The sequence below is a fragment of the Flavobacterium ajazii genome (genome assembly GCF_010614725.1).
Lineage (GTDB): Bacteria > Bacteroidota > Bacteroidia > Flavobacteriales > Flavobacteriaceae > Flavobacterium > Flavobacterium ajazii.
The window spans coordinates 1-10,414 of sequence record NZ_JAAEHL010000006.1 but is presented as its reverse complement, the minus strand read 5'-3'; the positions used below and the strand labels follow the sequence as shown (position 1 = coordinate 10,414).

The following is a 10,414-nucleotide window of genomic DNA, read 5'->3' as shown; positions in this document are numbered from 1 at the left end:
ATAGTTAAATTATTAAGACTTACAATCGCCCCTTTTTTTCGATCGGAATTTTTTGACCTAACTAAAAAACCATATAGTGATGAAAAAGAGATTTATTACATTAAGCATGCTTATGCTTTTTATGTGCACATTTGGGCAATCGGTAAATAACGTATTAAAAGTTTCGGGAGAAGAGCTGGTAAATCCAGCTAAGCCCAGTTTGCTGGAAAGACATCGTGTATGGCTTAACCTTAGTAATACAGGCGGGGCTTTTAAACAGCTTTTAGTTGGTTATATTGAGGGAGCAACCAATGGATTTGATAGCGATTTTGACGGATTAAGCTTAGATGCTAATCCATTTATTGATTTTTATAGTATTAATTCAGGAAGAAATCTCGTTATTCAGGGTCGTGCACTTCCTTTTGCCGTTTCAGATGTGGTCCCTTTAGGTTTCCGTAGCATCATAGCGGGAGAATTTACTATTTCAATTGATCATACCGATGGTGTTCTTTCAAATCAGGCGATTTATATTGAAGATAAACTGATGCATACAATCCATAATTTAAAACAAGGTGATTATGTTTTTAATACAGCTATTGGAGTGTTCAACAACAGATTTGTGCTGCGATATGCTGATACCGCATTAGCTACTGATGATTTTGAAACTGCAGGCAATGAGGTTACAATTGGGGTTAAGAATCAAATAGTTAATGTAAATTCAATAGCAGGAAATATTGATAAAATTTTTATTTATGATATTTTGGGTAAACAATTATTAAAGAATGAAAACATTAGGGATTCACAGTTGATAATTCAGGGTTTATCTTCTTCTCAGGAGATTTTGCTGGTAAAGGTGTTTTTAGAAAATGGATATTCAACTACTAAAAAAGTATTATTTAAGTAAGATAATAGTATTTACAAAAAAGATCCGATTACGAAAGTTATCGGATCTTTTTTTTGTCCATAATCAAAATGAAAGTAGAATCCTGTTGTTCTCAAGAATAATTTTTTGAGGCAATATTTAAATCATTTGAGTTAAAAGTTTTTGATTATCAGGGGTAATTTAGGTAATATTTTAATTGTGTTTTTTTAGTATTTAACCCCTAATATTAAACAAAATGAAAAATATCTACACTACAATAGGGCTCTTTTTAATTTTTGTAAATTCATTTGGACAGTCTGCAAGTAATTATAGTTTTACTGCGATTCAGGGAAATTACATTTCTCTTACAGGAGTTGCCGGAGTTACAGACACTTCAATATCTGCAACTGCAGATGAAGGAGTTTCAAATGCGATAACCCTTCCTTTTACTTTTACTTTTGCAGGAACTGCTTATACTTCTATAAGAGTTTCCCCCAATGGTTGGATGTATTTAGGTGCGGGAACTCCTGTAGAATCTAATGATAATACGCAGGCAAATGCAGAAACAAGAAAACCGATTTTATTTCCTTTATGGGATAATTTGAAATGTAATGTTGCACCCCGATATGTAACGACCGGAATTGCACCACACAGGAGGTTTAAAGTAGAGTGGATGCAGCAAAGCTGGAATAATGGTGTTGCCGGAGATGTAATTTCGTTTCAGGTATGGCTTTTTGAAACCACCAATGTAGTTGAATTTTTGTACAATCAGGGGGCGGTAGCGGCAAATACTGCATCTTCTGGCGGGGCTTCAATAGGAGTATACGATGGTTCCGGCCGATATTTGACATTAAATAATTCCAGCGGAATACCTATTGCACAATCAGATGTTTTTACAACTAATATTGGAACAAAACCTGCAACAGGGCAGATTTATAGATTTAGTCCACCGGTTGCAGCTGGGTTAGAAGCAAATAATTATTGTTTTTCTGCAAGTTCAAGGACATACGATAATCTATTGTCTACTACAGATGTAACAGGGCTGGCGGCGAGTTCAGATGATGCTTTGTCGAATGCTGTTACTCTACCTTTTACCTTTAATTTTGCAGGTGCTTTTTATTCCAGTATACGGGTTTCCAGTAATGGATGGATTACATTTGCATCACCTACTCCAACAGCATCACAAAATTATACAAACAATATTGCCAATGCGAACATTATAAAGCCTGCATTATTTGCGTTGTGGGATGATATTGAACTTACCGTAATTCCAAAATATGTAACCTCGGGTACAGCACCAAACAGGATTTTTAAGATTGAATTTTCTAAACAGAAATGGGATTATGCCGGTGCTGCTGATGCCATTTCTTTTCAGATATGGTTATATGAGAAAAGCAATGTTGTAGAGTACATTTATAAACAGGGTACGGGTGCATTACGAAACCCCTCTGCTACTATAGGGATATATGATGCAAATAATAATTATTTGCTTCTTAACAATACAAGTGCAAGTCCCACAACTACATCCAGTTCTTTTATATTTACACTGAATACGAAACCAGCCACAGGACAGGTCTATAGATTTACACCTCCTCCAGCAATTTCATATCCTGGAAATGCTTTTATAGCAATAGGTACGGTTGCAGCTACACAAACAGGGGCAACTGGCGGTACTTATTCGGCCACTCCTTCCGGTTTGTCTTTTGTGAGTACATCAACCGGAGAGGTAAACCTGGCAGCAAGTGCAGGTGGTACTTATACCATCACTTATAGTGTCTCAGGTTGTACAGATGCTACTACAGAAATGACAATTTTTTCGCTATTGCCGCAGCCTACGGCAACGATTTTAGATGCAACTTGTAGCAGTGCATCCGATGGTAGCATCACTATCACGAACATGAACAATAGTGTAAATTTTGTAAAAGCAGATAATGATTATATCGATTTAGGATCCCAAATGCTTTCTAACCGAAGCGCTTTTACAATCGAGGGATGGATAAAGTTTAATTTAGCCGATATTACCGGAAGAACAAGTTTGTTTGGACAGAATAATGCTATTGAATTTGGGTTTGTTAACTCAACAACTATTGAGTTGTGGACAAATGCATCTGGTATAGCTACTGCATCACTTCCTGCTTCTTTAGGAAATGGCCAATGGCATCATATAGCAGCAACTGGAGATGGAACAAGAATCAGGATATATATTGATGGTGTTAGTGTAACTGTGACCGGAGGTGTAACAACGACTTCTAATTATGGTGCTTCTGCGTTTAGTACTAAAATTGGCAGTCGTGTGTTTAATGATGTTGTGGGAGAATCATTTAGCGGGAATGTATTAAAAGTAGGATTTTATAATACAGCACTTTCACAATCCAGAATTACGAGTCTGGCTTTTGGACCAACTACGTATTCTGGTGTTGAAGCCGGCATAATTGCAGGATATAATTTTTTCGATGGTACCGGAACAATACTAACATCAACTCCTGCTGGTACTAATGGAACCTTTGTGAACTCTCCTGTATGGGCAGATCCTTATACATATGCCTGGCAGAGAGTAGGAAACAACACTGTTATTGCTACTACAAAAAACCTGGCAGGTTTGACACCCGGGGACTATAGGGTTACAGTAGCATTGACAGGTGTAAGCAGCCCAAATGCTAAAGTTTTTACAGTTGGCTCAGCAAGTACAGTAACCGCAACCTCAGGAACAGGTGCCAATTGTACCTCTACTATTAATGCAAATTGGAATGCAGTAGGAGGAACCACAAGTTATATACTGGATGTAGCTACAGATGCCGCTTTTACCAGTTTTGTTTCAGGCTACAATGGTTTAAATGTCGGCAACGTAACAACCTATGCCGTGACCAATGTTCCTCCGGGTCCGATATATTACCGAGTACGCAGAAATACAAGCTGCGGTGTAAGTGCCAATTCCAATACTATTCAATATCAAACCTTACAACCCAAAACGCTGTTTGCTACGGCAGCTGCAACGTTATCATGTACGAGTTTTACAGCCAATTGGAATGCTGTTGACGGTGCAAATGGCTATTATTTGGACGTGTCTACAAATGCTGGTTTTACCAGTTTTGTTCCAGGTTATAATGCTTTAAATGTCGGCAACGTTACGAGTGCAGCTGTTACAGGACTGAGTTCTAATACGACGTATTATTACAGATTACGTTCCTCTAATGCTGCCTGTGGCATGATGGCAACTCCGTCTAATACCAGTTCGATATTAGTTAGTACAGGTCCTGCTGCACCTACAGTAGGAACAATAACTCAGGCTACATGTGCTAATCCGACAGCCAAGGTAGTCTTAAATGGTCTTCCTGCCGGAGAATGGACATTGCAATTTTCAACAGGTCAGACTTATTCAGGCAGTGGAACTAGTGTCACTATATCTGATCTTGCTCCAAATAACACTTTTACTGTAGCCGTTAAGACAGATGCATGTTATTCTCCTAATTCAGCTAATATTGTGCTGAATCCTTTGGTGGTAACAACATCAACATGGAATGGTTCTTCATGGTCGACTGCGCCAACAATTAATAATTATATTGTTTTTGCAGGCAATTATAGTTCAACAGGAGATTTAAGCGGTTGTACCTGTACTGTAAATTCAGGAGTGTCAGTGACCGTAAATTCGGGACATACATTTACGATTACCAATGCGGTAACCACAACAGGAGGGACATTAACTTTTGAAAACAATGCAAGCCTTGTTCAGACCAATGATGTTAGTAATACAGGAGATATTATTTATAAAAGGATTTCTTTTCCAATGAAAAACTTTGATTATACCTACTGGTCTGCACCAATAGGGCGCCAGGTACTGTATGACATCTCTCCAAATACCTTATCAGATAAATATTTTTCGTATGATGCGACTACTCCGAATTGGTTTCAGGAATCACCAGCTTCTGTAATGACCGTAGGAAAAGGATATATTATAAGAACACCTAAAGCCGGACTTTGGGGCAATGGAGAGAATGTTGTCTTTCCTTATGAACAGCCTGTCCGATTTGTCGGGGTTCCGAATAACGGAGGTATTTTTGGGGAACAAATAACATCACTTACTGCTGCCCGAAACTTTTTAATAGGGAATCCATATCCTTCCGCATTAGATGCAGATTTATTTTTGCTCGCCAATTCTGCTATTTTAGAAGGAACAATTTATTTATGGACTCATAATACCGGAATTGCCCAAAGTGGATCAAAATATGTTTATCAGTCCAATGATTATGCAAGTTATAATACAACCGGCGGAACAGGTGTAACGGCTCCAGCTGCAAATCCGGGTGCAAATAATTCGACTCCACTCGGTAAAATTGCTGCGGGACAATCATTTTTTGCCACAGCAAAAGGTCAGGGAACAATAACCTTTACAAATGCGATGCGTGTTGCAGGAAATAATAGTCAGTTTTACAGATCGGGAAAAAGTAGTGAACTTGAAAGGCATCGTTTGTGGCTTGATTTGAGTAATCAGGAAGGGGTTTATAAACAAACTTTAATAGGATATGTTGAAGGAGCCACTAATAATTATGAAGATCAGTTTGACGGAGTAAGTTTTGATGGTAATCCTTATGTGGATTTTTATAGTATTAATAATGGGGCTAATCTTGTAATTCAGGGGCGCGCTTTGCCTTTTGATAACACAGATGTTGTTCCCTTGGGATATAAAACTACTATAGCGGGCAGTTTTACAATAGCAATAAATAAAACAGATGGTGCTTTGACAAATCAGGCGATTTATCTCGAAGATAAATTAGCTAACACCGTCCATAATTTGCAGGCAGCCAATTATATATTCATGACAACAGCCGGAACTTTTAATGACCGTTTTGTTTTAAGATACACTAGTAATGCTCTTGGTTCAGATGGTTTTGAAATGAATAAAAAAGGTTTGACAGTATCTGTTAAAAATAAAATCATAACCATTACTTCTGCTGTCAATGATATAAATAAAGTTTTCATATATGATATTTCTGGTAAACTTATTTATAAAAATGAAAAGTTGAGCAGTAAACAATTTTCTGTAAGTCAGTTGCCGGCCACAGAACAGGTTTTGCTTGTAAAAGTCATTTTGAAAAATGATCATGAAGAAACACAAAAAATTATTTTTAGATAATTAGTTAGTTTAGTTTATTTTAGTGAAAAGTCCGAAAGTAAAAACTTTTGGACTTTTTTTTGTGAAATATAGCTTTGATTTTAAGTTAGTTATCGTTTAATATGAGTATTATTTTAAAATTATTTTTTGTAAAACTAAATAAATTGAAGGAATTTACTTTTTAAAAATTATTTTTGCATCAAAAAATAGCAACATGTCGGATAAATATGTCATTAGTCGAGTTTCTTTTTTTTTGCTTAAAAATAAATTGCAGAAAAGTTATTTTTGTTGTTTAATTATAGCTTTTTTTTGATGGTTAAAAGACCAATTAACAAAACAACTGTTGATTAAGCAAAAACCTCATCCCAACGCCCAAATCTAAAATATAAAACCTACAATATGATACAAAAATTACTTTTGTTCTCTATTTCTCTGTTTTCTTCTTTAAATCAAAATAAATTTTCAAGTATAGCTAAATGGTTTTGCTTAACTTTTTTGATGTTTCAAATGGGTTATGGGCAGACATGTAATGTGGTTACCAATTCTACTTTTACAGGTAACGCAACTGGCTGGACATTAGGAGGTTCTGGTACAGGCTGGTATTATGAGTCTACATGGGCTCCAAATGAGATTTATATCGAAAAAGACGGAGCTGTCAATCAGTCACTAAAACAAACTTTAAGCGGTCTGATTTCTAATTCATTAACGCTTACTTTTAAAATTAAAGGACAAAATGCAAATCGTTTAAATAGTTGTCCTACAACAGCTCAGTTAGATATAAAAATAGGAGGTGTTACTTACATGACAATTTTAAATCCGGTAAGCAATTCTCAAATAACAACAGCTAATGTCTCTACTTCCAATGGGGCTACTTATACCCAAACAGGATTTCCTTTAACAGTGGGAGGAACTACTTCGGCAACAGTTATAAGTCAAGGAACTATAACTCTTACAATTCCATGGAATCCGGCAACAGCCACTACAGCAGATTTAGAATTTGTAGCAAATACTTCAAATACGACAAGTACTAGTCCGTCAGTTTGTCTAGCTTGGGGTGGAGATGACTGGTTTTTAGATGATATTATGCTTTATGCTAATAATCCTACGGCTTATAATATGGCTGGTACGAGTGTTTGTGCAGGTACTTCAACTATAGTTGGACTTGCAAACTCACAATTGGGGGTGAATTATCAGTTATATCGTAACGGTTCTACAGCTGTTGGAAGTGCTGTAGCTGGTACAGGAAGTGCCATATCTTTTGGTAGTCAAACTGTTACAGGTGTTTATACAGCGATAGGTACTGCTGGAACAACGTCATGTACCACACCAATGAACGGAAGTGTTTCAATAAACCCTAATCCAACATTAACAGGTGCGGCACAACCTGCGGCACAACCTGCTGTCTGTGCAGGTTCAGCAGCTACAATTAATTTAACAGGTTTATTAGCTAGTACGACTTCTACAATTAATTATACAATCAATGGTATTGCACAGACTGCTATTACAGGTGTTGTTTCTGATGCTTCCGGTGCAGGAAGTTTTACAACTCCTGTGTTAACGATTGCAAATAATGGTCAGATATTGCAAATAACATCTATAACGAATACAAGCTCGACCCCAAACTGTTCAACTAGCTTTACCCAAAATGTGACTTTGGCAGTTCGCGCAACACCCACATTAACAGGTGCGACACAACCCACTACAGCTTGTGTAGGATCAGGTGCAACGATTAATTTAACAGGATTGTTGCCAAGCGTTACCTCAACTATTAGTTATACAATTAATGGTGTAGCACAAACTGCTGTAACAGGTGTTGTTTCTGATGTTTCAGGTGCAGCAAGTTTTAGCACCGTTGCTTTAACGGCTGCCAATAATACTCAGCAATTAAGTATTACAGGAGTAACAACAACAAGCAGTACTCCAAATTGTTCTGCTAGTTTTACCCAAAATGTGACTTTATCAGTAAGTTCTAATCCAACAATATCAACTGCAGCTACTACTGGAGTAGTTACAGCAGCTTGTCAAAGTGCAAGTGTTCAAACTACAACTATGGCTTATACTGCGACTACTTTTTCGCCAACGAGTTATAGTATAGACTGGGCAACATTGGCAGATCAGGGATCAACTGCATTTTCTTTTGCTGCTGGAGGCGGAACTCTAACAGGAATAACAATTCCGGCAGGTACTACATCAGGAACTTACACAGGTACAATGACGGTTACCAATGCTAGTGGATGTACAGGAACAAAGGCAATTACACTTACGGTTAATCCTGTTTTAACAGCTTCAGTAAGTATTGCGGCTTCATCAGCAACTGTTTGTGCGGGAACAACTGTAACGTTTACTGCAACGCCAACCAATCCAGGAACAACTCCGGTTTATCAATGGAAATTAAATGGAGTAAATGTTGGAACCAACTCTACAACGTATACAAACAGTACTTTGTTGTTAAATAATGATGTGGTTACTTGCGAAATGACTTCGAATGCTACTCCTTGTTTAACAGGAAGTCCGGCAACTTCGAATGCAATTACGGTGGCTTCTTCAGGTCCAACAACTACCGGAGTGACTATTTGTACAGGTGGTTCTGGATCTTTGAGTTCTTCGACGAGCTGTGTGTCAAATCCTGTCATACTAACCAAATTTCCAACATCAGGAACTAATGGATCAGGTAATACTTGGACAAATCCAACAAATATTTATGCTAATGATAATGTTTACGCTACACGATCGTTAAATAACACAACATCTGCATTAATTAATGCAACAGGATATGATTTTTCTACGATTCCTAATAATGCAACAATTACAAATATTGAAGTAATTATTGGACGTTTTGCAAGTAATAATAATGCAATTAGAGATGTTGCTTTAAATCTAATTGTCGGAGGGACAGCAGGAGGGACTAGCTTAGCAAATACTACAACTTCTTGGACAAATTCTGAGTCTGCTGTTTCCTATTCTGCATCTCCTACTTCATGGGGTTATGGAAGTTTAACACTTGCTCAAGTTAAGGCTTCTAACTTTGGAGTAGCATTTTCAGTTAGAGATGTTAGTGGAAGTAATAGAACTGCATCTATTGATTATATTAGTCTGTCAATAAGCTATACTGTTCCGGGTTCTATAGACTGGTATACAGCTTCTTCAGGAGGAACATTATTAGGCTCTGGAGCTACTTTTAATCCGGTTGGAGTAACTGGTTCAGGATTGGCTAATACTAATTCAGTTGATACAAAGATTTATTATGCAGAGTGTTCGACAAATCCAGGATGTCGTACTCCTACAACATTTGTGATTAATGCAGCTCCTACTATTACGTCAATTTCTTCACCATCAGCATTATGTCCTGGAGGTTCATTGAATCCTTCAGCACCAACAGTTACTGCTAACGGTTCTACTGTTACGGCTTCAGGCTGGGAGATTTCTACGACATCTGGAGGCAGTACTTATACAGCTTTATCGCTTCCATATACAGTTGCTTATGCCGATAATAGCAAGAACATTAGATATTATGCTACTAATGGCTGTGGAACAACTTATAGTAATGTTGTAGCGCTAACAGTAAATAATGTTCCTACAGTTGCGGCAATTTCTTCACCATCAGCATTATGCTCAGGAGGTTCATTGAATCCTTCTGCACCAACAGTTACGAACAATGGTTCTACTGTTATGACTTCAGGCTGGGAGATTTCTACGACTTCAGGCGGTAGCACTTATACCGTTTTATCACTTCCATATACAGTTGCTTATGCCGATAATGGCAAGAATATTAGATACTATGCTACTAATAGCTGCGGAACAACTTATAGTAATGTTGTAGCGATAACAGTAAATAATGTTCCTACAATTGCAGCAATTTCGTCACCATCAGCATTATGCTCAGGAGGCTCATTGAATCCTTCAGCACCAACAGTTACTAATAATGGTTCTACTGTTTCGGCTTCAGGCTGGGAGATTTCGACAACTTCAGGCGGTAGCACTTATACAGCTTTATCGCTTCCATATACAGTGGCTTATGCCGATAATGGCAAGAATATTAGATATTATGCCACTAATGGCTGCGGAACAACATATAGTAATGTTGTAGCGATAACGGTAAATAATGTTCCTACAGTTGCAGTAATTTCATCACCCTCAGCATTATGCTCAGGAGGTTCATTGAATCCTTCTGCACCAACAGTTACGAACAATGGTTCTACTGTTTCGGCTTCAGGCTGGGAGATTTCTACCACTTCAGGGGGTAGCACTTATACATCTTTATCACTTCCATATACAGTGGCTTATGCTGATAATGGTAAGAATATTAGATACTATGCTACTAATGGCTGTGGTACCACTTACAGTAATGTTGTAGCAATAACGGTAAATAATGCCCCTACAGTTGCAGCAATTTCGTCACCATCAGCATTATGCCCGGGAGGTTCATTGAATCCTTCTGCACCAACAGTTACTGCTAACGGTTC

The 10,414-nt window shown here is 37.6% G+C and carries 3 protein-coding genes; all 3 read left to right on the top strand.

The annotated features are described in order from the left end of the window. The first annotated feature begins 79 nt into the window (after positions 1–79). The gene (locus GWR14_RS11980) at positions 80–883 is read left to right on the top strand and encodes a T9SS sorting signal type C domain-containing protein (protein ID WP_163409258.1); all 804 of its coding nucleotides are present in this window, start codon (positions 80–82) and stop codon (positions 881–883) included. A 214-nt stretch (positions 884–1,097) separates the two neighbouring features. Then, the gene (locus tag GWR14_RS11975; protein WP_163409257.1) at positions 1,098–5,972 is read left to right on the top strand and encodes a LamG-like jellyroll fold domain-containing protein; all 4,875 of its coding nucleotides are present in this window, start codon (positions 1,098–1,100) and stop codon (positions 5,970–5,972) included. 378 nt (positions 5,973–6,350) lie between these two features. Next, positions 6,351–10,414, top strand: a 4,064-nt coding sequence (locus GWR14_RS11970) for a beta strand repeat-containing protein (protein WP_163409256.1), incomplete at its 3' end; no start/stop codon positions are given.